General features: G+C 53.6%; 17 protein-coding genes and 3 pseudogenes. 11 read left to right on the forward strand and 9 right to left on the reverse strand.

Annotation, left to right across the window (positions count from 1 at the left end; genetic code table 11):
* Window positions 1–281: 281 nt before the first annotated feature.
* Both HP572_RS09880 and HP572_RS09885 read left to right on the forward strand, forming a co-directional pair.
* On the forward strand, window positions 282–1,835 hold the full coding sequence (locus tag HP572_RS09880; protein WP_240585506.1) for a PAS domain-containing methyl-accepting chemotaxis protein: 1,554 nt from the start codon (window positions 282–284) through the stop codon (window positions 1,833–1,835).
* Window positions 1,836–1,954: 119 nt separating this feature from the next.
* A complete protein-coding gene (locus HP572_RS09885; RefSeq protein ID WP_205555090.1) occupies window positions 1,955–2,947 on the forward strand; it encodes a 2-hydroxyacid dehydrogenase in 993 nt (330 codons plus the stop codon).
* A 159-nt stretch (window positions 2,948–3,106) separates the two neighbouring features.
* Here the strand turns inward: HP572_RS09885 and HP572_RS09890 are convergent, their stop codons facing one another.
* Complete coding sequence (locus HP572_RS09890) at window positions 3,107–3,397, reverse strand: DUF333 domain-containing protein (protein WP_240585507.1); 291 nt, start codon at window positions 3,395–3,397, stop codon at window positions 3,107–3,109.
* Window positions 3,398–3,807: 410 nt separating this feature from the next.
* Entirely contained in the window at window positions 3,808–4,077 is a 270-nt protein-coding gene (locus HP572_RS09895; RefSeq protein ID WP_205555092.1) for a hypothetical protein, read from the reverse strand.
* A gap of 373 nt (window positions 4,078–4,450) precedes the next feature.
* On the opposite strand from HP572_RS09895, the gene ttcA reads away from it, so the two are divergent.
* The 4 genes and pseudogenes from ttcA to HP572_RS09920 all read left to right on the forward strand — a co-directional run bounded on the left by ttcA (window position 4,451) and on the right by HP572_RS09920 (window position 6,866).
* Entirely contained in the window at window positions 4,451–5,386 is a 936-nt protein-coding gene (gene ttcA / locus HP572_RS09905; RefSeq protein WP_240585508.1) for a tRNA 2-thiocytidine(32) synthetase TtcA, read from the forward strand.
* A 269-nt stretch (window positions 5,387–5,655) separates the two neighbouring features.
* Window positions 5,656–5,810, forward strand: a pseudogene (locus tag HP572_RS09910) (integrase); the annotation flags it as partial.
* A 124-nt stretch (window positions 5,811–5,934) separates the two neighbouring features.
* On the forward strand, window positions 5,935–6,525 hold the full coding sequence (locus HP572_RS09915) for a GNAT family N-acetyltransferase (protein ID WP_240585509.1): 591 nt from the start codon (window positions 5,935–5,937) through the stop codon (window positions 6,523–6,525).
* Entirely contained in the window at window positions 6,522–6,866 is a 345-nt protein-coding gene (locus HP572_RS09920) for an antibiotic biosynthesis monooxygenase (protein WP_240585510.1), read from the forward strand. Before HP572_RS09915 ends, HP572_RS09920 begins: the two co-directional genes overlap by 4 nt.
* A gap of 71 nt (window positions 6,867–6,937) precedes the next feature.
* Here the strand turns inward: HP572_RS09920 and HP572_RS09925 are convergent, their stop codons facing one another.
* The 3 genes from HP572_RS09925 to HP572_RS09935 all read right to left on the reverse strand — a co-directional run bounded on the left by HP572_RS09925 (window position 6,938) and on the right by HP572_RS09935 (window position 10,331).
* The gene (locus tag HP572_RS09925; RefSeq protein WP_205555096.1) at window positions 6,938–7,114 is read right to left on the reverse strand and encodes a hypothetical protein; all 177 of its coding nucleotides are present in this window, start codon (window positions 7,112–7,114) and stop codon (window positions 6,938–6,940) included.
* A 493-nt stretch (window positions 7,115–7,607) separates the two neighbouring features.
* On the reverse strand, window positions 7,608–8,591 hold the full coding sequence (zntB, locus tag HP572_RS09930; RefSeq protein WP_240585511.1) for a zinc transporter ZntB: 984 nt from the start codon (window positions 8,589–8,591) through the stop codon (window positions 7,608–7,610).
* Between the two features lie 123 nt (window positions 8,592–8,714).
* Window positions 8,715–10,331, reverse strand: a complete 1,617-nt coding sequence (locus tag HP572_RS09935) for an ABC transporter substrate-binding protein (protein ID WP_305852625.1) — start codon at window positions 10,329–10,331, stop codon at window positions 8,715–8,717.
* Window positions 10,332–10,496: 165 nt separating this feature from the next.
* On the opposite strand from HP572_RS09935, the pseudogene mpaA reads away from it, so the two are divergent.
* Window positions 10,497–11,217: pseudogene (gene mpaA / locus HP572_RS09940) on the forward strand (murein tripeptide amidase MpaA).
* 79 nt (window positions 11,218–11,296) lie between these two features.
* Entirely contained in the window at window positions 11,297–11,800 is a 504-nt protein-coding gene (tpx, locus tag HP572_RS09945) for a thiol peroxidase (RefSeq protein WP_039288920.1), read from the forward strand.
* 55 nt (window positions 11,801–11,855) lie between these two features.
* On the opposite strand, the gene tyrR is transcribed toward tpx, so the two are convergent.
* From tyrR to HP572_RS09965, 4 genes are all read right to left on the reverse strand, one after another.
* Complete coding sequence (gene tyrR, locus HP572_RS09950) at window positions 11,856–13,424, reverse strand: transcriptional regulator TyrR (protein ID WP_240585512.1); 1,569 nt, start codon at window positions 13,422–13,424, stop codon at window positions 11,856–11,858.
* A gap of 136 nt (window positions 13,425–13,560) precedes the next feature.
* On the reverse strand, window positions 13,561–15,105 hold the full coding sequence (locus HP572_RS09955; protein ID WP_240585513.1) for a M20/M25/M40 family metallo-hydrolase: 1,545 nt from the start codon (window positions 15,103–15,105) through the stop codon (window positions 13,561–13,563).
* A 159-nt stretch (window positions 15,106–15,264) separates the two neighbouring features.
* On the reverse strand, window positions 15,265–16,308 hold the full coding sequence (locus HP572_RS09960; protein ID WP_240585514.1) for a YcjF family protein: 1,044 nt from the start codon (window positions 16,306–16,308) through the stop codon (window positions 15,265–15,267).
* The gene (locus tag HP572_RS09965) at window positions 16,305–17,702 is read right to left on the reverse strand and encodes a YcjX family protein (RefSeq protein WP_095994740.1); all 1,398 of its coding nucleotides are present in this window, start codon (window positions 17,700–17,702) and stop codon (window positions 16,305–16,307) included. The genes HP572_RS09960 and HP572_RS09965 overlap by 4 nt, the downstream gene beginning before the upstream one ends.
* 297 nt (window positions 17,703–17,999) lie before the next feature.
* On the opposite strand from HP572_RS09965, the gene HP572_RS09970 reads away from it, so the two are divergent.
* The 3 genes and pseudogenes from HP572_RS09970 to HP572_RS09980 all read left to right on the forward strand — a co-directional run.
* Window positions 18,000–19,742 carry a ShlB/FhaC/HecB family hemolysin secretion/activation protein gene (locus HP572_RS09970; RefSeq protein WP_240585515.1) on the forward strand — a complete coding sequence of 581 codons (1,743 nt, stop codon included), beginning with the start codon at window positions 18,000–18,002 and terminating at the stop codon, window positions 19,740–19,742.
* 11 nt (window positions 19,743–19,753) lie between these two features.
* The gene (locus tag HP572_RS09975; protein WP_039480927.1) at window positions 19,754–20,269 is read left to right on the forward strand and encodes a toxin-activating lysine-acyltransferase; all 516 of its coding nucleotides are present in this window, start codon (window positions 19,754–19,756) and stop codon (window positions 20,267–20,269) included.
* A 78-nt stretch (window positions 20,270–20,347) separates the two neighbouring features.
* Window positions 20,348–25,168 (forward strand): annotated as a pseudogene (locus HP572_RS09980) (filamentous hemagglutinin N-terminal domain-containing protein); the annotation flags it as partial.
* Window positions 25,169–25,229: the final 61 nt, after the last annotated feature.

Raw genomic sequence — 25,229 nt, forward strand, 5'->3', positions numbered from 1 at the left:
GCCCACAGTGCAAATTCGCAGAGTCATAATATACTTAACAAATGGATGTTTTTGATCATCGGCGCGTACTCTGGCAGCGAGTGGGTTAGGCAACTATTTTTCTCAAAAAATAAAGATTTCCTAAAGAAAAAATAACGGACGAAACTAGTAAGAATATATAAGTCTATTCGCTAAGTATTTCGTGAAGATTGCCGTTAATTAAATAGCACTCATCGCTTTCCGTTAGTTAATGGATCTAAAAACATTACGTTTATGCTTGCTTATACTAAAAGGATCAATAAATGCGTAAGAATTTTCCGGTCAGTGATATTCAGTATTTATTAGATGAAAAAGCCAAGCTGATGTCGGTTACCACCACCGATAGCCATATCACTTATGCCAATGACGATTTTATTGATGCCAGTGGTTACGACTTTGAGGAAATCCTCCACCAACCTCACAATATCGTGCGCCACCCAGACATGCCCCCACAGGCGTTTGCCGACATGTGGGCGACGCTGAAAGCAGGTAAAATCTGGACGGCCGTCGTCAAGAACCGCCGCAAGAATGGTGATTATTACTGGGTAAAAGCCAGTACGACGCCACTAATGAAAGAAGGAAAAATAACAGGATATATGTCGGTACGAACCCGAGTTTCACAGGAAGAAATTCGGCAAACTGAAGCACTTTACCATCAAATGAATGAGAATAAATTAAAGAACCGCCGACTCTTTCAGGGACTGCTGATTTATAAAGGACCGCTAAAACTTCTTAGCTTATTTAACGTTATTCCCGTACGTTGGCGGATAAGAAGCTACGTATTCTTTTTCATGCTATTTGCACTACTTTTCCTACTGGCTACCCTCCCACTCACCACACCGCTATTAGTTTTTGTTTTGGCGCTACTCGCTGGCGCGGTAATAACCAGTGAATTATTAGTTCAACATCTGGCAAAACCACTAGAAAAAATCCTACGCCAAGCTATTAATTCCGCATCTGGGCAGGCGGATAACTCGTTTCAACTTAATCGCGTGGATGAAGTTGGCATGTTATTACGCGCCGTCAATCAATCCGGCATGAATTTCCGCACGTTTGTCGATGATGTCAACGGCAAGCTGGCCGAGCTGCGCCACGCCTGCGGTGAGATTGCCTCTGGAAATTACACGCTAAGCCAGCGCTGTGAAGATACCGCGCAAAGTTTGCAATCCACCGCGTCATCAATGGAAGAACTGACAGCAACGATCCAAAGTAACGCCTCGGCTTCGCAGCTGGCAACACGCTGTGCGAACGATGCCAATCAGGCCGTCGATGCGGGTGAGAAAGCGGTTAATCAGGTCACGGATACCATGGCAGTCATGACCCGTTCCAGCAAAGAGATCACCGACATCATCAGCGTGCTGGATAATCTGGCGTTCCAGACCAACATTCTGGCGCTCAATGCGGCAGTAGAAGCCGCTCACGCCGGAGAACAGGGCAAGAGCTTCGCCGTGGTCGCGGGGGAAGTCCGTATTCTGGCACAGCGTAGCGCCGCTGCAGCCAAAGACATCGCGGCGATTATCGACACCACAATCGCGAACATTCACACCAGCGATAAATTGGTCAACCACACCAGCCAGTCGATGCATAATATATTGACTCAGGTGCAGCAGGTGACGCAGCTTGTGAATCAAATCAGTCTGGCAACACAAGAGCAATCGCAAGGGCTGGGGCAGATTAACTCGGCGGTGAACAACATTGATGAATTGACGCGCCAGAACACCATTTTGGCAACACATTCCAGTTCTGCTATTAACAGTCTGGAACAGCAGATCTCCACAATGTCCGAAGCCGTGTCAGTTTTCAGCACGTCTCGCTAAAATCGTTCTTACGCTATTATTGCCTCTCAATTTCAAACCGTTACTGTCAGTCAGGTAACGGTTTGTCACCGCCCGATTTTCTGATAGCTTAACCTAAGGATTTTTCGGAGAAACTATCAATGAAACTGGCAATTTACAGCACGAAGCAGTATGACCGTAAATATCTGGAGCAGGTCAATCAGCAGTTTGGCTATGAGCTGGAGTTTTTTGATTTCATGCTGACATCGCGCACCGCGAAAACCGCCGCGGGCTGTCAGGCCGTCTGCATCTTTGTGAACGATGACGGTGGGCGCGAAGTGTTGACCGAACTGGCTGCGTTGGGCATTAAAACGCTGGCGCTGCGCTGTGCAGGCTTTAACAATGTCGACTTGGAAGCCGCGAAGGAACTCGGTATCAACGTGGTACGCGTTCCTGCGTATTCCCCCGAAGCCGTCGCCGAACACGCCGTCGGCCTGATGCTGACGCTTAACCGCCGCATTCACCGTGCCTATCAGCGTACTCGCGACGCGAACTTCTCTCTGGAAGGGTTGATTGGCTTCAATATGCACAACCGGACGGCGGGCATTATCGGCACCGGAAAAATCGGCATCGCCACGATGCGCATCCTGAAAGGCTTTGGCATGCGGCTGCTGGCCTTCGATCCCTACCCGAACCCGCAGGCCCTGGAATTAGGGGCGGAGTACGTCGATCTCAAAACGCTGTATGCCAATGCAGACGTCATCTCTCTGCACTGCCCGCTGACGCCAGAGAATCATCATCTGCTGAATCAGGCGGCCTTTGCGCAAATGAAAAACGGCGTCATGATCGTCAATACCAGCCGTGGCGGACTGATCGACTCACAGGCCGCTATCGACGCGTTGAAGCAACAGAAAATTGGCGCACTGGGTATGGACGTTTATGAAAACGAGCGCGATCTCTTCTTTGCCGATAAATCCAACGATGTGATTCAGGACGATATTTTCCGCCGCTTATCCGCGTGCCACAACGTACTGTTTACCGGGCATCAGGCGTTCCTGACGGAAGAAGCGCTAATCAGCATTTCCCAAACCACGCTACAAAACCTGAAAGACATCAGCCAGAACGCGCCTTGCGCAAATCTGGTTACATCTTGACCTTCTATACCCTAAATAATTCGAGTTTCAGGCAGGCGGCAAGCGAGGGAGTCCCGATGAGCTTACTCAGGTAAGTGATTCGGGTGAGTAAGCGCAGCCAACGCATATGCAACTTGAAGTATGACGGGTATATTGCGGCAGTGCTGACTGCCGCAATCCTCACCCTGCCGGGCAGCTTCCATTCATCAGCGACTGTTCGCTACAACGCTTACCATTAGCTAACTGACAGGCTCCCACACTCGCACCATCAAGCTGTCGGGAGATCGCCATCGTTCCACCAATCAACGTACAGTTAACGTCAATCGGCGAACTGCTTTTCAGCAACACCACGGTGCTTGTGTCATCATTTTGCGTGGTGTTTTGCTGGGTAGCGGCAGCGTTCTCACTATGATTACTGCATCCCGCCAGCAGAAGCACAGCGGCAGTACATAGCCATGGCAATAATTTCATGTTTTGGCCTCGGATCGGGGTAGAGCGAAGGTTCTGACACCACGTTTGGCATCAACACCCAGCAAATAGACTTTTCAGACAAGGACTATATCTACCACACCGCACTTCGGCAACCGCGATCGTGGGGCAAACGGTAAGTTACTCATCTAACATCCGCATCATAAAAGAGGCGACAAAGAGCCAGCACCACAAGTAAAACCCAGCTTTATTCATTTCTGGTGGCCTCCCAGATATTTGCTTTTAGACTCTGTAGTCACACAACACGCTTATTTTCACAAACAAAAAACCACCGAAGGCGGCCGATACTGATTTTATGGTATAAAAAACCGGAGCAACTTTTTAAGGCATATTCCGGTATCTTTCGAGAATTTAGCGAGTATTAATTAAGAGCGAAAGTAACAGACTTTCGATTAGAAACCGTACTTTTTCTCGATTACAAACTTAGGTTCTTTCCAATTGGGGCCTTTTTTAACGAGCATTTTTTCTCCCCACTCGACCACGCCAGCTTTAAGGAGATCATCAAATACTTTTAATAATTCCCCATCACTAATAACATCAAACCGATAACGAACAAAAAAATTATCTAAGCGCGGGTAACTAATTCCTTTCGTTGAACCGGCAAAGAAAGACACTACATCGCTAACACTTTCTTTCTCAATTATTGCCTTAAGATCAATCATAGTTATTCCCTTATTACTTGTTATGACATCAATCCACAGGCACTGCAAAGTGCCACTTCAGCTTGTAGCCATTAGGGTTAGGTAGAGATCGTAGAATTCAACCTAATCGTGAGATGAGTGAAGTAACCCCCTCCCAGTTTCCACAGCCTAAGCATCATACCATCGCTGACGTTACGGGATAACGTCCCTCTAAGACGAACAAAAAGCAGCAACGCCCCTCACCCATAGGGTAATTCTGGAACACCGCTGTAAAACGATCTGGCATTCGTCGCCGTAATCCGTACCATACACGCCATGATCGTGCAGACCGTGTTAGCGTCTGCGCTGAACCGTTTTCCATCCGCAACGCCTTTTGCAACGAGCACAGATAAAAATGTCAGAAAAACAAGATATTAACCCAAAAACCCAATACAATTTGAACAAATTGCAAAAGCGCCTGCGGCGTAACGTCGGCGAAGCTATCGCTGATTTCAATATGATCGAAGAAGGCGACCGCATTATGGTGTGCCTGTCCGGCGGGAAAGATAGCTTCACCATGCTGGAAATTCTGCGCAATCTGCAACAGAGCGCGCCGATTAACTTTTCTCTGGTCGCGGTGAATCTGGATCAGAAGCAGCCGGGGTTCCCAGAGCACGTTCTGCCACAGTACCTTGATAGCATCGGCGTGGAATACAAGATCGTCGAGGAAAATACCTACGGGATTGTGAAAGACAAAATTCCAGAAGGGAAAACCACCTGCTCACTGTGTTCACGCCTGCGCCGCGGGATTTTGTATCGTACCGCGACAGAGCTCGGCGCAACAAAAATCGCCCTTGGTCACCACCGCGACGATATCCTGCAAACGCTATTCCTGAACATGTTCTACGGCGGGAAACTGAAAGGCATGCCGCCGAAGCTAATGAGCGACGACGGTAAGCATATCGTCATCCGTCCTCTCGCCTACTGCCGCGAAAAAGATATCGAGCGCTTTGCTGAAGCCCGTCAATATCCGATTATTCCGTGCAACCTGTGCGGGTCGCAGCCGAACCTGCAACGTCAGGTGATTAAAGACATGCTGCGCGACTGGGACAAACGCTATCCTGGCCGTATTGAAACCATGTTCAGCGCCATGCAGAACGTTGTGCCTTCTCATCTTGCCGATCATGCACTGTTCGATTTTAAAGGCATTCGTCACGGTAGCGACGTGGTGGATGGTGGCGATCTGGCTTTTGACCGTGAGGAACTGCCGTTGCAGCCCGTTGGCTGGCTGCCGGAAGATGACGATGACGCACCATCAGTGACCCGCCTTGACGTGCTGGAAATAAAATAAGCGCGATATTCCTGTGAGGGAATGGCATTACCATAAAGAATAGAGACACGGTGGCAAGAAGCAGCGGTTGCTGTTTCACCACCGTGTTTTTTATTTCACGATGACTCCGGCACCGAATTTCGCTGGACTACGCCGAAACCAGATAAAGCAATTTTATCAATTAGTTATATAAGTCCAACATATAATGGTGCTTTCTGAAATCTACCCCGGCTTCCGTCCTCTTGGCCCCCTATGTGGATCTTAGAAACGAGTCTTTTCGAGGAGTCAGCATGGCTAAGATCAAGCCCACCAAGACCACCGTTGATGCGGCGCAACCCAGGCGCAGGCCGTCGAACTACGGGATACCGTTGTGCACGGCCTCTTGTGCAAGATTACCCCTGCGGGCCGCAAGGTGTTCATGCTCCAGTATCAGACGAACACCGGGGGATTTAGTTAATAGTTGACAACAAACAAGACGACCTTGAAGTGAAAATGGCGCAAAATAGGTAATTCTCTGCATGATCGTCGTAGTCATTCACCAACATTAAAGCAACTGTAAGGCCACAAATATGACTCCCACCCTGCAAGGCTCTCTCGTTACGCTGCGCCCACTACTTCACATTGATGCTCAGTCACTTGTTGATGCTGCGGCGGATGGGGAACTTTGGTCGCTGCCATTCACCGTTGTACCTTCTGCTGATACTGTTGATGCCTATATCAACAAAGCCTTAGCGGGGCAAGCCGAAGGCACCGTCATGCCGTTTGCTATTACCCTCACCGCTGACCAAAGCGTCATTGGTTCGACGCGCTTCTGGAAAGTTGACCGACAGAATCGCAAACTCGAAATCGGCCACACGTGGTATTCGCAGAGTTGGCAAAGAACTGCCGCCAATACAGAAAGCAAGCTCCTACTACTGCGATACGCCTTTGAGCAGCTTCAATGTGTTCGCGTTCAGTTCACTACCGACGTGCTGAACGAGCGTTCTCAAGCCGCAATTCTTCGTATTGGCGCGGTTCAGGAGGGCATAGTCCGAAATGAACGAATTATGCCCAATGGCAGAAAACGTAACTCCGTACGATACAGCATCATTGATGATGAATGGCCCGAGGTTCGTTCCAATCTGGAGCGTCGCATCTCTAGTCACGGAGAAGAAAAATGATTGCGGTGATTTTCGAGGTTTGGCCGGTGCAAGACAAGGCAAGTAGCTATTTCGATATCGCGGCTTCACTACGACCCGAATTAGATCTAGTCGACGGTTTCATTTCCATCGAGCGATTTGAAAGTCTTACGACGAAAGGGAAGTATCTGTCACTGTCGTTCTGGCGCGATGAGGATGCTGTCCGTGCATGGCGAAATAAGGAAGAACATCGCCATGCTCAAAGCGAGGGGCGTCATGGAGTATTCGCTAACTACCGTTTGCGTGTCGGGTCAATCATGCGTGATTATGGCTTGAACGAACGAGACCAGGCCCCGAAAGACAGTCTCGTAGTTCATGATTAATAGTCGAGCCAGAAAGTAAAAAGCCCCTTTCGGAGCTTTTTTAGTGCCATTTTCTGCCGCGTAGCGCGCCGCTATCGATTTTGCGGTGGTTCAGTGACAGGTTCGTGTTCCGGCCCTGTCGGCGGTGGATCAGGAATGGGCGGTGGATCGGGAAGCGGACGAGGTGTCGGATCGTTCGGTATAATGGGAATCGGTTCAACCGGAACCGTGTCAGCTTGCAGATAATCCGTCGCGTCTTGAGTGAGCATATTTTCCTCCTCGGTGTTGGATAATGTTAAGGCAAATCCAGCTACTGAAGCAGTACAGACATGCGTTACGGCTGGTCGGTTAGCGCCAACCCTTCCCTTTAAGCATAGTAAGCTAATGAATAAAATGCCAAAGGCATTTTACAACGTCGCTTGCGACGGCCCGAAGGGTGTGGCGCATAGCCCACCATAATAAAATGCCAAAGGCATTTGGCAGCATCGTTTGGGATGGAATAGGAAAAAGTCAGGATCGAGGGGCAAAAAAAAGCCGACAAAACTGTCGGCATGGTGTGAATCAATTGTGCTATGCAGTAATTCAAAAAAGGAAGTAAGACAATATGGAGCGCAACGCCCATCGCTTGACGTTGCATTCACCTGCGAGAATGATAGTGCCGCACAACAGGGTAAAAAATGTTGATATTGCTCAATTTACGCGTGGTTTTTTAGCCATTCGCGACAGTTTGTGATTATCTGCGCACCCACTCGCCACAAGTCGTTATAGCCATTTACTGCGTTTTAACCACCATGCAACGCCGCCCACCAATATCACCAACATCAGGCAGAACGTGACAAAACCAAACGGTGCATCGCCGCCGGGAATTCCCCCTAAGTTGACGCCAAATAAGCCAGTTAAGAACGTCGTCGGCAGGAAAACCATCGCCAAAAGCGACATCGTATAAGTACGGCGGTTCATCGCTTCGGTCATCAACGCAGTGATTTCATCCGACAGTACCGTGGTGCGCGCAATACTGGCATCCAAATCCTCCAGCCCACGCCCTAATCGATCGGCTATTTCCTGCATTCTGCGGCGATCGTCATCCTGCATCCAGGGCAGTTTCTCGCCGGAAATACGCGAGAATACATCGCGCTGTGGCGTCATATAGCGGCGTAACACGATAAGTTGTTTGCGAATCAGCGCCAGCTCGCCGCGCGGCGGAATTTTTTGCTCCAGCAAATCCTCTTCCAGATCGATGATTTTCTCATGCAAATCATCAATAAACTCGCTGGTATGATCGGTCAACGATTCCGCAATAGAAACCAGCCAGCTTCCGCTGTCCGTAGGGCCATTGCCTTCCTTCAGATCGGTAAGAATCTCGTCGATAGCCAGAACTTTACGGCGTCGGGTAGAAATAATCAGCTTGTCGGTAATAAATACCCGAACGGCCACCAGTTGATCCGGTCGCGCATTAGCATTCAGGTTAATGCTGCGCAGCGTGATCAGTGTACCTTCACCCAAACGCGTGACTCTGGGACGAGCGCTTTCCCCCGCCAGCGCATTGCGTACGCTATCCGGCACCAGTGTCGTTTTATTCAACCAGCGTACGCTGGCAGGCAAGGTAGAATCCAGGTGTAGCCAGCAGGGTTTCTCGCTGTTAACCACATCCTGCTCGCCAATCGGGGTCACGCCCCCCTTTCCATCCAACTGATACGCATGAACCGCACCGCTGTGTTGCAACTCTTTTCCTGCCAGGGATTCCACGTCTTGCCTCCAACGGTTTTGCTATCAGCTTTTTTGCTATCAGTGTTGCGCTCTGCCAGCCGGAGCGGCCATCACGATCGCTCCGGCTTTATCGCCACATCATTCGATGCCTGAATACGGTACTTAATGCTTTTCGATGTAAAGCATGTGGCTGTATGCCACGTCTTCAGGGTTAGTAATCGGGTAGCCCTTCACCCACGGTTTGATCAAGCGTCCGTTGGTGTATTGATAGATCGGCGCAATTGGTGCTTCATCCATCAAGATTTGCTCTGCTCGGTTGTAGTCCGCATTCAGCGCCTGCGGGTTAGTCTGATTCCCCGCTTCATCTAGAACGCGATCGTAATTCGCGTTTTTAAAGCGCGCGATATTCCCGCTGTGGTGCGAAGCCAGCAGTGAGAGGAATGTTGACGGCTCGTTGTAGTCACCGACCCAGGACGCTCGCACGACGTCAAAATTACCGCTATTACGGCTGTCGATATAGGTTTGCCACTCTTGATTAGACAGACGCACGTCTACGCCCAGCGTTTTCTTCCACATGGAAGCCACGGCAATCGCGATCTTCTGGTGGCTTTCCGACGTGTTGTACAGCAGCGATAATTTCAGCGGATTGTTTGGACCATAGCCCGCCGCGGCCATCAGCGCTTTTGCCTGCGCATCCAGCTCATCCTGAGAATACTGCTGCAACAGGCTTTCCGTCGGTTTAAAGCCCGCAGTGACATCTGGCGTAAAGTGCCAGGCTGGCTTTTCCCCCGTGCCCAATACTTTTTCCGCAATCACTTTGCGATCGATGGCGTAAGACAGCGCTTTTCGCACTCGTACGTCATTGGTCGGCGCACGCTGCGTGTTAAACGCGTAATAATAGGTGCCAAGCTGATCCGGCGTATAAACCTGGCCTGGCAAGTCTTTCAGCAGCTTTTGGTACAGGTTTTTAGGAAACGACTCGGTGATATCAATATCCCCAGAGAGATAGCGCTTCGTCGCGTTCGATTCCTGATTGATCGGAACAAAGGTCACCTTTGTCAGGCGCGTGTTAGCGTTATCCCAATAATATGGATTCTGCGTGAGCACCAGCTTCTCATTAACCACGCGCTGATCCAGCTTAAACGCACCATTGCCAATCAGATTGCCCGGCTTCGTCCAGTCGTTCCCGAATTTCTCTATCGTGGCCTGATGCACTGGAAACAGGCTGAAATTCGCCGTCAGGCTGACAAAGTAAGGCACAGGTTTGCTGAGCTGCACTTTCAGCGTGTGATCATTGACGGCCGTCACGCCAAGCTGATCGGCGGGCAGCTTGCCCGCGAGAATCTGCTCGGCGTTCTGGATCCCCGCCAGTCGAGCAAACCAGGCGAATGATGAGCTGTTTTCAGGAGTGACCAGACGACGCCAGCTGTAGACAAAATCCTTTGCCGTAACGGGTTCACCGTTAGACCAGCGGGCATTATCACGCAGGGTAAAAATAAACGTACGGTTATCAGTCGTCTGCCAACGCAGCGCTACGCCTGGGACGATGTTCCCCTGCGCGTCCTGATTGACCAGCCCTTCAAACAGATCGCGTGCCACTTGTGCTTCCATCAGCCCCACCGCTTTGATTGGATCGAGGGAAGCCGGTTCATCTTTAATGTGGCGGACAATTTCTTGCTTCTCAGCCAGAACCGTTCCCGCCGGAACCTGCGCCGCGACGGCATTGCCCGTCATGGCCGCCATCAACGCGGCATAAAATGCAGAATATCCATAGTGCATGATGATTTGACCTGAAAGCGTAATGAATTGATTGAAGAATATAATAGTCAGAAATCAGCGCTATCATCCAGCGATACCCCCGCAATTTGTCAGCCCGCATCGCCGTTTGCGTCTCTGGGCCGATTTTTTTATGATGAAACGCATAGGTAACCACAGGGCGACAACATGGAAAACCCGATCATTCCTCTTCAGGCTCGCCAGCAACGAGGCAATTTACCGTCGCTGGGCGAACCGTATGGGAAATCGTTGCTGGGCGCACCGCTGCTGTATTTCCCAGCCGAATTAGCTCCCTCAGAGAGTGGGCTGATTATTGCCGGAACACACGGCGATGAAACCGCCGCAGTCGTGGCGCTGTCTTGCGCGCTACGTACCCTCTTTTCAGGCCAGCGCCGCCATCACGTGATTCTTGCAGTGAACCCAGATGGCTGTCAGTTGGGCCTGCGTGCCAACGCTAACGGTGTCGATCTCAATCGCAAATTTTCCGGCCAGTAACTGGCAGCCGGGGAAGACGGTCTACCGCTGGAATAGCGCCGCAGATGAACGCGATGTCGAGCTATCCACGGGCGAAACGGCAGGTTCAGAACCGGAAACAAAAGCCCTTTGCACGCTGATTGAGAAACTTAATCCTCACTGGGTTGTCTCTTTTCATGAGCCACTCGCCTGTATTGAGGACCCACATCGTTCCGAACTGGGGCGATGGTTGGCGCAGCGGTGCGAACTGCCGTTAGTATCGAGTATCGGTTACGACACGCCTGGCTCTTTCGGAAGTTGGTGCGCCGATCGTTCGCTTCATTGCATTACCGCTGAGCTTCCGCCAATCTCGGCAGATGCCGCCAGCGAGTGCTATCTGAAAGCGATGGTCACGCTGCTAAGCCAGCAATTTTAATCGTAATTTTTATACCAATGTTGCTAATGTTGCCCTAAACTGAGCAGCGTGTTAATCACCTGTAATTAAGGACGCAAACATGTCACAGAACGTACATTTTCAAGGCAATCCTGTGCCAGTAGCAGGGTCATTCCCAGCCAAAGGAAGCAAAGCCCCAGCATTTACTCTGGTGGCTAAAGATCTGTCTGATACCCCGCTGAGCAACTATGCTGGCAAGCGCAAAATCCTGAACATTTTCCCAAGCATCGATACCGGTGTTTGTGCCGCGTCCGTGCGCAAATTCAACCAACTGGGTTCTGAACTGGATAACACCGTTGTTCTGTGTATCTCTTCCGATCTGCCGTTCGCGCAGTCCCGTTTTTGCGGCGCGGAAGGTTTGAACAACGTTGTTGTGCTGTCTACCCTGCGTGGCGGTGAGTTCAAAGAGAACTATGGCGTTGCTATCGCCGATGGCGCGCTGAAAGGTCTGACTGCTCGTGCGGTTGTCGTACTGGATGAAAACGACAACGTGCTGCACAGCGAGCTGGTGAATGAAATCACCACTGAACCAGACTACGATGCAGCACTGGCTGTTCTGAAATAAGATAAGCTACGCTGAATTACATGAAAAACGGCTGCGCAAGCAGCCGTTTTGTTATTTACTCTTCGTCGTCCCCTGCCGATTTGCGTTGGCTGAGTCCATATTCCCGCAGTTTGTTGGCTATCGCCGTGTGCGATACACCTAACCGCTTCGCCAGTTTACGTGTGCTTGGATAAGATTGATAAAGACGGGTCAGCACGGAACGCTCGAAACGTTTGTTGATGTCGTCCAGCGAGCCATCAAGCAGGGTTTCATCTTGCGGGGCATCAATCGAAAACGCCGGGAGATCGATATCCTGCATATGCAGTTCGTTACCTTCCAACTGCGTCAGTGCGCGATAAATGGTATTTCGTAGCTGCCTAACGTTGCCCGGCCAGCCGTACTGCGGCAGGAAATGCTCCACATCTGCGGCCAGTTTGGGGCGAGGAATCCCCTGCTCGTCGGCAAAGCGCGCCACGAACAGCTCGGCCAGCGGCATAATGTCCGCCGGACGCTCGCGCAGCGGCGGTAACATCAGCGTGAGTACATTGAGGCGATAATAAAGATCCTCCCGGAATTCACCACGCTGCACCAGCTCCAACAAGTTTTTCTTGGTCGCGCAAATCACCCGCACATCGACATGGACTTCGTGATCTTCACCGACGCGACGGAATGTCCCGTCATTCAGGAAACGCAGCAATTTAATCTGCATCTGTGCCGACATTTCACCGACTTCATCCAGCAGAACCGAACCGCCGTTAGCCTGTTCGAAGAAGCCTTTTTTGCCTTCCTGCGCATTGAGATACGCGCCGGGCGCATGGCCGAATAGCTCACTCTCCATCACATCATCGGGTAACGACGCGCAGTTCAGCGCCAGGAAAGGGTTCTTGCCGCGTGGTCCGCGCAGATGGCAGGCTCGCGCCAGCATATCTTTGCCCGTTCCCGTATCACCGACGATCAGCAGCGGCGCATCCAGCATCGCCAGCTTGCGCGCCTGTTCGACTACCTGACGCATTTTCGGGCTAACGGCCACGATATGATCGAACTCATGTTCATCATTCACGGCGAGATTCTGCAACTGGCGGCCCATGCGAGCAGCCGATTTCAGCATCACCAATGCGCCCGCCGTTGCCACTTTCCCGGCATCATCTTCCAGACGGACGGGCGTCATTTCCAGCAGGAAATCCTGACCGCGAATCACCACACGCTCCGCCACGACAGCGCTGCTCTTCTCCAGCCAACTGGCGAAATTGAAACCAGGAATCATGCTGCCAATCGTCAAATCGCTGATGGTCTCTGCCGATTGTTCAAACAGAGCCAGAGCCGCGGGGTTAAACAGCTCCAGTTTTCCCTTCATATCCAGCGAGAATACCGGTTCAGGCATGGATTCCAGCAGCGCATTCAACGCCCGATGTTCACGCTCAGACGGCATGAACGCCACGGTACGCACATCGCTGACGCTTTCAATACGGCGGATTTCCGTCATCAGCAGACGGAAATCATCAAAATCGAGGGTGGCAAAATTGAGGTAGATACGACCAATAGACGCAATTTCAATGCCGCGTAAATCAATATTGCGTGACGCAAGTAGATCTAACAGTTCACGGACCATACCAATGCGGTCTTCACAAATCACTTCCAGATGCATCAACGGCTACCTTCTTCAAGAGACACGATATGGCTATTGCTACTGATAATACCCTTTCGTTTGCACCGGATGAAGTAAGGTGGCAGCAAAAGTTGACACATCTGTACGTTTTTTCCACGTCAATGACGAAACGGGGTTAAGACAGCGGCGTCGTTGCCATCGCCACAATGGTTCGAATGCCTTCCAGATAGTTACCGAGGCGTAAATTCTCATCAAAACTATGCTGATTATTATCGGCATTCACCAGAGGAACGATGACGTAAGGCACTTTCAATACGCTGACCGCGCCGCTCATCGGCAGCGTCCCGCCCATCATACGATTCTTCTCCGGTGCGATGCCGCGCGGTGCGGTTGTAGTCGCAACCGCCCAGTGCCCCAGCGGGGAATCGATCTCGGTTCTGGCCGCATAGGCGCTGCTCGGATAGGCCGTCAGGCTAAGGGAAATCAGATGCGGATACTGCTCACGTTCGGCCTGCGTAGGCGCTTCACCAGCAATGATATGAAAGCCTTTGCTGGCGATATACTGGCGTAACAACGCATACATATCATCCGGCGGCGTCTCCGGCACGGTGCGAATATTCACGCTGGCCGTCGCGGTTGACGGAATGGCATTAGCCGCTTTTTTACCTGTATCGCCCGCTTTAATACCGAGAATATCCAGCGAAGGATATTGCACTGCCTCTGCTGCATTACTGGCGACCTTCTCTAACTGAGCAACACCAAAGCGTTTCTCCAGCGAACCCGCGGGCGGCGCGGTCTCTGCGACTTGTTTTTTATCGTTCTCGCTAAGCGTGACACGGTCATAGTAACCGGGGATCGTGACCTTACCGTCCGCATCTTTCATGCTAGCTAACAGCGTGGCCAAATTTTGCACCGGATTGGGAATGACATTGCCATAACCGCCGCTGTGCGCAGCCGCGTTCGCACCGAAAACCGTCATATCGATCTGGATTGACCCACGATTACCAAAGTTGATGCCAGGACGATTGCTGGACGGCATCGCGCCGTCGTAAATCACCATACCGTCACTTTTCAGCAGCGTCAGATTGTCAGCCATGACCGTCGTCAGACCGGGCGAACCTTTTTCCTCTTCAGAATCCAGCAGCACTTTGATGTTGACCGCAGGCTCAACGCCTTTATCTTTCATTGCGTCCATGGCGGCGAGAAACATCACGATCGGCCCTTTATCATCGGCCGATGCACGAGCAAAGAGGCGCCATTCTGGATTGATATCCCCTTTCAGAAGGCGTGACTCAGACAGCGTCTGCCATTTGCCCGCAGCGTCTTTTTCTTTCAGTACAGGCTGCCACGGCGGCGTTTGCCACTCGGACGGATTCACGGGCTGTCCGTCAAAATGCATGTAGAACAAGATAGTTTTACGATCGGCTTTTGGCGTGCCCAGCTCAGCATAAACCAGCGGCTTATCACCATTTGCCAGCTGTTGCGTGGTGAAGCCACGCTTCTGAAAAGCCTTTTCCAGCCAGTCGGCATTACGCTGGATATCCGCAGGCACGGCAGCATCATTTGGCAACGTGAGTAATTCGAGATATTCAGGGAAGCTATTTTGCGAGTAACGTTCCGCATCGGCGGGTGCCAGTACCAGCTGCGCGCTGGCAGGTAAGCAGAGCATGGCTGCCGACAGCGACAGTGCCGCCAGCGTCAATTTTTTACCGGGAATCATAAAAACGTCCTGTTATACAGAAATGAGGAGTTTTTATCCTACACACGATTTTGTAACAACGGTACTGCCTGCCAAAATAGCACGCGGCTTGTACTGCATTTCATTGTTAAGCCACGATAAAACAACGATGGCACATTGCCTGTACCATCGTTTTCACCTCTAACGCCCTTTTTGCAGCGTTTCTTTCACCTGACCAATCAGTTCGCGGCGGAAATCACCGAGACGCGGTTTGTCATCCAGCCACGGCAGCGGGCGGCACAGTTCCATCGCTTTGATACCCAAGCGCGCGGTCAGCAGCCCTGCGCCAATGCCCTGTGCAGCGCGAGTTGATAGCCGAGCGGCAAGATCTTGCGACATCCAGTCCATGCCAATTTCCCGCACCAGCTCCGATGCGCCGGCAAACGCGATATTGACCAGCACCAGCCGGAACAGGCGGATGCGGCTGAAATAGCCGAGTTCAATGCCGTACAGCGCGGCAATACGGTTAATCAGGCGCAGGTTACGCCAGGCGATAAAGGCCATATCCACCAGCGCCAGCGGGCTGACGGCGATCATCAAGGTAGATTCCGCCGCCGAGCGGCTGATTTCACGCCGCGCCTGCGTGTCCAGTACGGGCTGAACCAGACGCGCATAAAGTTCCAGCACTTCGCGGTCGTTGTGGGTTTCATGGAGCGAAGCCTGCCAACGCTGTATCGCCGGATGGCCGCTATCCAGCCCTGCCTGCCGTGCCAGCTTTTCGCAGAATTCACGCCCGCGCCCCACGCCGTGGCTGTGTAACAGATCGCGGGCCACGTCACGCTCTTCCGCACGTTCCCGCAAGCGGTAGAGCCGTCGCCACTCGACAGCCAGCGAGCCGACGCCCGCCGCCACAATCAGGCTGCCTGCGGTAATGCCGCCCAGCGCGATCCAGTCCTGCTGCACCCAGGCGTTATGCAGCGACTGCACGCCCTGCGCCAGCGCGCTAACACCAAACAGCCCGATTCCCGCCATCACCATACGCCGCCACAGGCTGCGCTTTGGTCGCAGCGCCGCGCTGATCGCCTCTTCCGCAGCACCTTCTTCCGGCACTTCTTCTTCGCGGCTGATCGGGGAAAACGGCGTGCCGCTCTGCTCGTCAAACGCCAACCCGGCACGCAGCTGCGGCTGTGGCTCTTGCGGTGAAACGTCATCGAACGTGACGCGAGGTTTCAGTCGTTCGCTCATCGCAATTTATCCTTTAACAGAAAGTCCATGACCGTATCCAACCGGATATGCGGCAACGGCGTGTCTACCGTCATTTCTCGCGGACGAAATTGATCGAAATGGAAGCCCTGCGTTTGCCAGAATGCCGCACCCGGTAAACGCGCGGGCACCTCACCGGGGTAGACCGTTAACGGCTGGCCGTCGCTGAGCCGATGCCCTTTCAGCGCCGGAATTTTCTGGCCCTGATGATCGACGACACCGCTCTGCGTTGACTGGATCGACGCAATGCCTTCACAGCGCATATCGATGCCTTCAAACGCCGCGTTCTGCCACGCTTCCTGCACCAGTTGCTGAAGCAACGACACCAGATTGGCGTGCTGGTCGGCGGTAATGTGATCCGCTTTACTCGCCGCAAACATCAGTTTGTCGATGCAGGGCGAGAACAAACGCCGGAACAGCGTGCGCTTCCCGTAATGAAAACTTTGCATCAGTTGGGTGAGCGCCAGCCGCATATCGTTAAACGCATGGATGCCGCTATTGAGCGGTTGCAGGCAATCGACCAGAACAATCTGCCGGTCGAAGCGTACGAAGTGATCCTTATAAAATCCTTTGACGACCGACTGACAGTAATAATCAAAACGCTTGCGCAGCATGCCGATGTTGGTTTTCTCATCCGCCTGCGCCAGCTTAGCTTCACCGATCTGATTCACCTGCGGCCACGGGAAGAATTGCAGCACCGGCGCGCCCGCCAGATCGCCCGGCAATACAAATCGACCCGGTTGAATAAAGTGCAGCCCTTCCTGTTTGCAGCGATGCAGATAGTCGGTGTAAGCCTGCGCCACCTCGGCGAGTTGATTTTCATCCGCCGGGGCCAACGGATCGACTTTCTCACACAGCGCCAGCCAGGGTTTCGCCCACTCGGTGCGTCCCCCTTGCAGCAAACCACTCATCTGCTGCGACCAGCTCAAATAGGTTTGCTCCAGCAGCGGCAGATCCAGCAGCCATTCGCCGGGGTAATCAACAATTTCCAGATAGAGCGTCGAGGTGTCTTTGAAATGACGCAGCAACGAATCCTTAGAGCGATAGCGCAGCGCCAGACGAATCTCACTTACGCCGCGCGTCGGCGTTGGCCAAGCCGGCGGCGAACCATACAGCGCGGCCATGCCTTCATCATAAGCAAAACGCGGCACGCCCAAATCGCGCTGCGGCACACGTTTCACCCCCAGCAAACGCTCTTCGCGCACGGGGGAAAACATCGGCAAGTGTGCGCCACTGTGGGTATTCAATAATTGATTGACGAACGCGGTGATAAACGCGGTTTTGCCACTGCGGCTCAACCCGGTGACGGCAATCCGCAGGTGGCGATCCACGCCGCGATTGACCAGAGAGTTAATTTCGTTCTGTAGTCGACTCATCGAATGAACCATCACTCCTTTGGTTGAGAGATATATCGTATCAATATAATAATAAAATCAGACAAACGCCTCACGCTCACGCCGATATAAGTTCCCCCCCCCTCACCTATCTCATACCGTATTTTTACCGCCAAAATGTAAAGAAACGATATTTTTAAGACAACTCTTAGCAAGCAATAAGACAACTCTTAGCAAACAAATTGTTAACGTATATAACCTGAAATTGTACCAAGTAACCAATTATTTCTGGAAACGAATGGTATCCCAATAACAACTAATAATTCAGGTTAATTAATTATGCTACGGAATGCGTCATTCACTGACGGGTATCAATCTGCGCGTCTCAGCCCGCTTGCGCTATTTATTTTATTGACCACCTCAGCAAGCAGCTGGGCGGCAGATAATAATCTGACGCCTCTTGCCGCACCGGAACGGGTGGATGAACAGCTAAATATCAACCAGCAGGATCGCCAGCGTGCGATGCAGCAGCAATTAGCGCCGCAAACGCCTGATGTGCGTTTGCAGCCACCTTCCTCATTCTTTACTAAGTTGCAATTTCCGCAGGAGCAACAGTGCTTTACGCTGTATCACATCATACTGACCGGCAAAGACGATTTCCCCTCCTGGCTGCGTATCCCGCTGCAACAGCTGGCCGATCAGGGTAAAGGTCAGTGCCTGGGCGCTCAGGGTGTCAACCTGCTGATGAGCGCACTGCAAAACCGTTTGATCGACCATGGCTACGTCACCGCGCGCGTAATGGCGCCGCCGCAAAACCTGAAAACCGGCACCCTGCATATCACCCTGATTCCGGGCAAAACGCGCGAGGTCAAACTGACCAAAGAGAGCGATCGCTACGTGAGCCTCTGGAGCGCCCTGCCGGCGCGTGAAGGCGAATTGCTGGATTTGCGTGACATTGAGCAGGGACTGGAAAACCTGCAGCGCGTGCCCACCGTTCAGGCAGAGATGGCGATTGTCCCGGGCGAGCAGCCCGGCGAGAGCGACATTGACGTCACCTGGCAACAGGAAAAAATGTGGCGTCTCGGCGCGACGCTCGATGACTCCGGCACCGAAACCACCGGTCGTTATCAGGGCGGCCTGACGCTGTATATCGATAATCCCTTCTCACTCAGCGACCTGTTCTACATTTCCGGCAACCATGACCTTGAATCCGGCAGCGAAAAAGGCAGCAAGAACTACATGCTGCACTATTCCGTACCGTTCGGTTACTGGATGGCGGGCGTCACCGCCAGCGGCTACGACTACAACCAGAATGTGGCGGGCGCGTATGAAGACTACAACTACAGCGGCAACAGCAAAAACCTTAACTTCCAGCTGAGCCGGGTGCTGTACCGCAGCGGCAGTCAGAAAACCTCGATGAGCTATGAAATTCTGACGCGCGAATCACAGAACTTCGTCAACGATACCGAAGTGGATGTGCAGCGGCGTAAAACCAGCGCCTGGCGTCTGGGCCTGCAGCACCGCCACTACTTCGGCGCCACCACGCTTGATGCCGCAGTGAGCTACCAGCGCGGCACTCGCTGGTTCGGCGCGATTCCGGCGCAGGAAGAGTATTTCGATGAAGGCACAGCACTGGCGAAAATTATCCAACTCAATGCCCAGTTGGATATGCCGTTTACAATAGGAAACCAGACCTTCCGGTATAACGTCCAGTATCTGCGCCAGATCAACCACTCCAAACTAACGCCTCAAGATCAACTGTCGATTGGTAACCGTTGGACCGTGCGCGGCTTCGACGGTGAACGCACCCTGACGGCCGACCACGGCTGGTTCATACGCAACGATCTGGCCTGGCGCACGCCGCTGCCCAACCAGGAACTGTATCTCGGCGCTGACTACGGTGAAGTTGACGGCACGCGTGATTACCTCGTCGGAAAACATCTGGCGGGCGGCGTCCTTGGTCTGCGCGGCAACGCCTTTAACACGGGCTACGACCTGTTTGTCGGTGTGCCGTTCTCCAAACCGGAAGGCTTCCACACCAGTCCGGTCACCCTCGGCTTTAACCTCAGCTGGCAGTATTAAGGAGGCGCGTGATGAAAATACCTGTTAATGGCTATCAGTTAACCGCCCCGCTGCTCGGCGGCCAGTTCAGCGAAGCAGAAGCGCTTGGCGCGGCAGTCTGGCTGTGGATGCATTCGGCACAGCACCGCGATATTCCGCTCAGTGTTCTGCCGACGCTGCTGTTGCCCGCCATCAAACATCAACAGTTTGTTATCGCCAGCCGCGATGACAAGCCGATGTTTTTCCTCAGTTGGGCGTGGATGGATGAAGAAGCGGAACAGCGCTACCTCACCGGCCCCGGCATCCTCGTGCAGCCACAGGACTGGACCAGCGGCGACCGTCTGTGGTTCCGCGACTGGGTCGCGCCCTTCGGCGACCAGCAGGCGTTTCGCCGCATCGTCGGCGGCACGCTGTTTCCCCACTTATGTGGCCGTGCGCTGTACCACAAAGGGGCGGAACGCGGACAACGGGTACTGCAGTTCCGTGGCGATGACGTCACCCAACAACAATTCAGACTCTGGCAGCAGAACACGCCGCTGGTTGCTTAACATCACTTTTAGCAGGGATAACTTTTCGTGAATAAGAACCTCTATCGCATCATTTTCAACAAGGCTCGCGGCCTGTTAATGGTGGTTTCCGAAATCAACCGTGGCCAGGGCAAAAATGGCGCAAACGGCGTCGGCCATACGCTGAGCCAGCTGATTGGCCGGATGAAGCCCACCGCCTTCCTGACCATGACCGCACTTGGTCTGGTCACGCTCGCGCCACAAGCGCTGGCGGCCGGGATTGTCGCCGACAAGAGCGCCCCGGGCGGGCAGCAGCCGAATGTGATGCAGAGCGCCAACGGCACGCCGCAGGTCAATATCCAGACGCCAAGCGCCGGTGGCGTATCGCACAACAAATACACCCAGTTCGACGTCGATAACAAAGGCGCGATTCTGAATAACTCCCACAAGCAGGTACAGACCCAGCTGGGCGGCTGGGTGGCGAGTAACCCATGGCTGGCGAAAGGCGAAGCCAAAATTATTCTTAACGAAGTCAATTCGCGTGACCCAAGCAAGCTGAATGGCTACATCGAAGTTGCAGGCCGTAAGGCGCAGGTGGTGATTGCTAACCCGGCGGGCATCAGCTGTGACGGCTGTGGCTTTATTAATGCCAATCGCGCCACCCTGACCACCGGCACACCGCAAGTCACCAACGGTGAACTGCGCGGCTACCGCGTGGGCAGCGGTGAGATCGTGGTTGAAGGCGCTGGCATGGACAGCAGCCGGCAGGACTACACCGATCTGATTGCCCGCACCGTGAAAGTGAATGCCGGTATCTGGGCGAAAGATGTGACCGTCACCACCGGTAAAAACGAAGTGGCCGCCGATAATAATAGGATTGTCGATAACAGTAAGGTTGTCGATAACAACAGCGCCAGCAGTGCAGCGGAGAGCGACAGCAGCGACGTCAAGCCGACACTGGCGATCGACGTAGCCCAACTGGGCGGCATGTATGCCGGTAAAATCCGTCTGGTGGCGACCGAGCAAGGGGTCGGCGTCAGCAACAAAGGCACACTCGGCACGCAGGCGGGTGATATCACCATAAACGCTAATGGCGATATCGTTAACAGCGGCACCGTCAATGCCGGACAGGATCTGCTGCTAGGCGGTAAAAAAGTCGATAACAGCGGCACCCTGTTTGCCCAGCGCGACCACAGCACCACCGCCAGTGACGGGGTGACCAACAGCGGCCTGATCGCCGCCAAAGGCAACACCAGCGTGCGCGGCGCCACCATCCGCAACAGCAAAGGCGCGGCCATTGCCGCCGGGATGAAAACCGATGGCACGCTGGCCGACAGCGGCAATCTGACACTCGCCAGCGACGGCAAACTGACCAGCCGGGGTCAGGTGCTGTCTGGTGGAGATCTGAACGCCAGCGCCAGCCAGATTGATCTCAGCGGCAGCGATACCGCCGCGCATCACGCCACGCTGACCAGCAGCAGCGATATCATCACCGACGACGCACAGCTGCTGGCAAGTGGCGATTTGAAACTCTCAGCGGCCGGTAAACTCAGCAACGATCGCGGCGTGATTAACGCCAATGCGCTACAGGTCAGTACACCAGTTATCAGCAACCGTGGCGGCCAGTTACTGCAAAGCGGCGACCGCGATCTGCAACTCAGCAGCGACAGCATTGATAACCAGAATGGCCGCATCGCCGCCAACGCCAAAAAATTCAGCGTGCAGAGCGTCAGCCTGAACAACCAGAGCGGCACCATCATGGCGGCCGGTTCCGGCTCGCTGGATGTTGCGGCCAGCAGTGAACTGAATAACCAGAACGGTACGCTTGCCGCCGCCAGCGATCTGACCATCGCCACGCCGCTGCTGAACAACAACCTGGGGCAGATCTCCGCCAATAAACAGCTGACGCTCGATCAGCAAAATACCAGCGCCCTCTCCCGCACCGCGGCCACCAGCAGCGATCTGCGTATCAGCAATGAAGGGGGTCGTCTGGTGGCGGGTCAGCAGCTGACCTTCCGCGGTCGAGAGATTAACGGCAGCGGTGAAATTCTGTCGCTTGGCGATATGGATCTCAGCTTCGCGGACGGCTTCAGTAACAATAATAAAACGCTGGCAAATGGCGATCTGACGCTGAACGTCAATAACAGCTTGATTAACAATGCGCTGCTTGGCGCAGGCGGTAAGCTGAATGTGCAGGCCAGCAACATCGACAACCAAGTCACAGGCGAACTGAGCGCGCAGCAGACCACGCTGAACGCCAGCGATACGCTGAGCAACCGTGGCCTGATCGATGGCGTACTGACCCGCATCAATGCCAGCACCGTCAACAATATCGGTACCGGTCGTATTTATGGTGACGGTCTGGCGATCAGCACAGCGACACTGAATAACCTGGCGGAAAATAACAGCAGCGCCACCATTGCGGCGCGTCAGCGTCTCGATCTGGGCGTCGGCACGCTGAATAACCATACTCATTCACTGATCTACAGCGGTGGCTATCTGGCCATTGGTGGCAATCTCGATGAAAACGGTGTGGCCAGCGGCAAAGCGAGCAGCCTTAACAACCACAGTGCCACAATAGAGTCTGTCGGCAATATGGCGCTCAGCTTCACCGCGCTGAACAATATCAACGACAATTTTGTAACCCGCTTCGTACAGCTGTCAGAGAAGCAGAAAAATGAGTATATGGTAGTCGACCTGAATAATGGCGTTCACTATAGCCCTGACGACTACAACATCAGTTTCTACAAAAATGAAGTGCGTCATATCTGTATCGAAGGCGTGGTGTGTGGTCGCGACCATTACTATCAGTACAGCTATACCGAGACCATTAGCGAAGAGCAGATCGCCCAGAGCGACCCGGCGAAAATCATCGCGGGCGGTCAGATTTCGCTCTCCGGCGATAAGCTGCTGAACGACAAGAGCCAGATTATTGCCGGTGGCACCCTGCTGACGGCAGTGAAGGAACTGGTGAATACCGAAGTCACTGGCCAGACACTGACGGAAAAAGTCGGTCAGGTCATCGAATGGGATCGTATCCATAAAAAAGGCAAAGACAGCCAGAAAGCACGCGCTTCGGCCTATACCCCGCCAACGGAAATTCAGTCCATCAGCCTCAGTCCGAGCGTGATGAAGGAGAATACCCTGGCGGCCAGCAACGCGCCATCGCTGGCGGATTATGCCGCGCAGCGCGTGGAAGTGGCCGGACAGAACACTGACGTCATTCGCTCGATGACACCGGACGCTTCTCTGCCAACCGGCAGCCTGTTCACCACCCTGCCGGATGCCACCAGCAGCTATCTGATCGAAACCGATCCGCGTTTCACCAATCAGAGAACCTGGCTGAGTTCCGACTATATGCTGAGCCAGTTGCGGACCGATCCGTCGATCACGCAAAAACGCCTCGGCGACGGTTTCTATGAACAGCGCCTAGTGCGCGAGCAGATCGTTGAGCTGGTCGGTCAGCGTTACCTGGCGGATTACACCAGCGATGAAGAGCAGTATAAGGGCCTGATGGAAGCGGGTGTCAGCTTCGCGAAGCAATTCAATCTGGTGCCGGGCGTGGCGCTCACCGCCGAACAGATGAAGCAGATCACTCAGGACATGGTGTGGCTGGTGGCGCAGGATGTGAAGATGCCGGATGGCACCACCCAGAACGTGCTGGTACCTCAGGTGTATGCACAGGTGCAGCAAGGCGATATGGACGGCAGCGGTGCGCTGCTGGCGGGTAAGAACGTCAGCATTGGCGTCAGCGGCGGCATGCTGAACAGCGGACGCATCAGCGCCACACAGCTGGTCAGCGTTTCTGGCGACGATATCGTTAACGTCGGCGGCATCATTGCAGGTAAATCCGTGTCGCTGCAGGCGACCAACGATCTCACTAACATCGGCGGCACGGTGCGTGCCACCGATACCCTGCTGGCACAGGCCGGACGCGACATCACCGTTGCCAGCGAGACCAACCACGCGGAAAGTCAGAACGGCAGTAACCGCTTCAGCCGCGACAATATCGACCGCGTGGCAGGCATGTATGTGCAGGGTGACGATGGCAAACTGCTGCTGCAGGCAGGCCGTGATGTCAATCTGCAGGCCGCACAGGTGGTCAGCTCCGGTGAAAACAGCCAGACGCAGATCGCGGCTAATCGCGATATCACTATGACCACCGTCACCACCGGCAGCAGCGACAAGGTGGTGTGGGATAAAGATAACCACGTCACGCAGACGCTGACTCAGGTACAAGGCAGTGAAGTCACCAGCGACGGCAATATCTCGCTGAATGCCGGCAATAATATCAACGCTCAGGCGGCGAAACTGAATGCCGATCGGCAGCTTGCGCTGACCGCCACCAATGATATCAACCTCGGCAGCGCCAGCAGTCAGGAATATCTGGATATGAATTCGAAGGTGAAAGGTTCCGGCTTCCTGTCGAAACGCACCACGACCACCCGCGCCGGCTATGATGCCACGCTGGCAAACGGCAGCAGCCTGGGCGGGGAAAATATCGCCGTCAGCGCGGGTAACAACCTGAATATCACCGGCAGCGATGTGGCGGCGGATCAGGGTCTGGCATTACGTGCCGGGAATGACCTCAACGTCACGGCAGCGGAAGAGAGCCGCGACAGCTGGTCGATGAAGAAAACCACCAAGTCGGGTCTGATGAGCAGCGGCGGCATTGGCTTCTTTGTCGGCTCGATCAAAGAGAGTTCGACCTCCGATACCGCGGCGCTGACCCACAACAACAGCACGCTGGGCAGCGTCGATGGCGATACTAGCCTGGTGGCGGGTAATAATATCGCCGTGCAGGGTTCTGATGTGATCGCAGGTAACGACATCAATATGGTGGCGAACAACATCACCATTGATGCCGCGAATAACCAGAGCACCACCGACACCACTTACGAACGCAAACAGACGGGGCTGACGTTGGCGCTGTCCGGTGCGATTGGCAGCGCGATCAACACTGCCTACACCAGCGCGAAAGCCGCCGATGAGCAGCAGGATG

Source organism: Pectobacterium sp. PL64, assembly GCF_022477975.1.
In the GTDB taxonomy this organism is placed as follows: domain Bacteria; phylum Pseudomonadota; class Gammaproteobacteria; order Enterobacterales; family Enterobacteriaceae; genus Pectobacterium; species Pectobacterium jejuense.

Excerpts from the sequence above, each read along its gene's own strand:
- HP572_RS09915 (WP_240585509.1), top strand. The coding sequence starts at position 5,935 with ATGACTCCCACCCTGCAAGGCTCTCTCGTTACGCTGCGCCCACTACTT.
- tpx (WP_039288920.1), top strand. The coding sequence starts at position 11,297 with ATGTCACAGAACGTACATTTTCAAGGCAATCCTGTGCCAGTAGCAGGG.
- HP572_RS09955 (WP_240585513.1), bottom strand. The coding sequence starts at position 15,105 with ATGATTCCCGGTAAAAAATTGACGCTGGCGGCACTGTCGCTGTCGGCA.
- HP572_RS09965 (WP_095994740.1), bottom strand. The coding sequence starts at position 17,702 with ATGAGTCGACTACAGAACGAAATTAACTCTCTGGTCAATCGCGGCGTG.
- HP572_RS09920 (WP_240585510.1), top strand. The coding sequence starts at position 6,522 with ATGATTGCGGTGATTTTCGAGGTTTGGCCGGTGCAAGACAAGGCAAGT.
- HP572_RS09935 (WP_305852625.1), bottom strand. The coding sequence starts at position 10,331 with ATGCACTATGGATATTCTGCATTTTATGCCGCGTTGATGGCGGCCATG.
- HP572_RS09890 (WP_240585507.1), bottom strand. The coding sequence starts at position 3,397 with ATGAAATTATTGCCATGGCTATGTACTGCCGCTGTGCTTCTGCTGGCG.
- HP572_RS09895 (WP_205555092.1), bottom strand. The coding sequence starts at position 4,077 with ATGATTGATCTTAAGGCAATAATTGAGAAAGAAAGTGTTAGCGATGTA.
- HP572_RS09975 (WP_039480927.1), top strand. The coding sequence starts at position 19,754 with ATGAAAATACCTGTTAATGGCTATCAGTTAACCGCCCCGCTGCTCGGC.
- tyrR (WP_240585512.1), bottom strand. The coding sequence starts at position 13,424 with ATGCATCTGGAAGTGATTTGTGAAGACCGCATTGGTATGGTCCGTGAA.
- HP572_RS09880 (WP_240585506.1), top strand. The coding sequence starts at position 282 with ATGCGTAAGAATTTTCCGGTCAGTGATATTCAGTATTTATTAGATGAA.
- HP572_RS09885 (WP_205555090.1), top strand. The coding sequence starts at position 1,955 with ATGAAACTGGCAATTTACAGCACGAAGCAGTATGACCGTAAATATCTG.
- HP572_RS09960 (WP_240585514.1), bottom strand. The coding sequence starts at position 16,308 with ATGAGCGAACGACTGAAACCTCGCGTCACGTTCGATGACGTTTCACCG.
- ttcA (WP_240585508.1), top strand. The coding sequence starts at position 4,451 with ATGTCAGAAAAACAAGATATTAACCCAAAAACCCAATACAATTTGAAC.
- HP572_RS09925 (WP_205555096.1), bottom strand. The coding sequence starts at position 7,114 with ATGCTCACTCAAGACGCGACGGATTATCTGCAAGCTGACACGGTTCCG.
- HP572_RS09970 (WP_240585515.1), top strand. The coding sequence starts at position 18,000 with ATGCTACGGAATGCGTCATTCACTGACGGGTATCAATCTGCGCGTCTC.